The sequence below is a fragment of the Shigella sp. FJ200513 genome, from assembly GCF_040495915.1.
In the GTDB taxonomy this organism is placed as follows: Bacteria; Pseudomonadota; Gammaproteobacteria; order Enterobacterales; family Enterobacteriaceae; genus ECMA0423.
Map to the genome: position 1 here is coordinate 1 of NZ_JBDYCV010000269.1, position 623 is coordinate 623.

Genomic DNA, 623 nt, shown 5'->3' on the forward strand with positions numbered 1-623 from the left:
GTTACCCCCAAACGAATCGGAAAATCGATACTGGAAAAACTCTAACTCGGTGGCCAGTTTTTGTTGACCACTTCACTCATTAGCTGAGGCTGTGAAGGTGCTCTCACCATTTTTAACGCTAACGCTCTTAGAGCACGTTACACGGGCTTTTAACGCTTCATCTGATAACTCACTTGCCGAATAGCTAAAAAGCTCTTTACAGGTCAGCATAGGGCTTCCAAGACTTGTCGTAGTGTTGCCAGTGTTCTTTTTACTGGTAGCACCGCCATCATTCGTGGTAGAAGTCCGTCCAGTGGCTGCTGAAACATCAGTTTGCCCTACAATAGCTTTGAAGTTAATTTCCTGAAAAGTTAGCTGGATTCTCAGTCCGTTTGAAATTCCAACATCTTTAGAGGCTTTAAAGCTTGTAATAATGGAGTCGTCAATCTTAATACCATCTTTACAGATAACTGAAATAATCTGCTTCTGGTCACGCCAGTTTTCAAGAGTGTCGATGAAGTTCTCCACCAGCTTATTATCTCGTGAGATAAGGGTACTACCGGATTCACTAGACTGGCCCCCTGAATCTCCAGACAACCAGTATCACTTATTTAAGTGATAGTCTTAATACTAGTTTTTAGACT

Annotated in this window: 1 pseudogene; it reads right to left on the bottom strand. The window is 42.2% G+C overall.

Going from position 1 to position 623, the window contains the following annotated elements:
- Positions 1 to 75: 75 nt before the first annotated feature.
- Positions 76 to 516, bottom strand: a pseudogene (locus ABZJ92_RS22145) (phage baseplate protein); the annotation flags it as partial.
- Positions 517 to 623 lie beyond the last annotated feature (107 nt).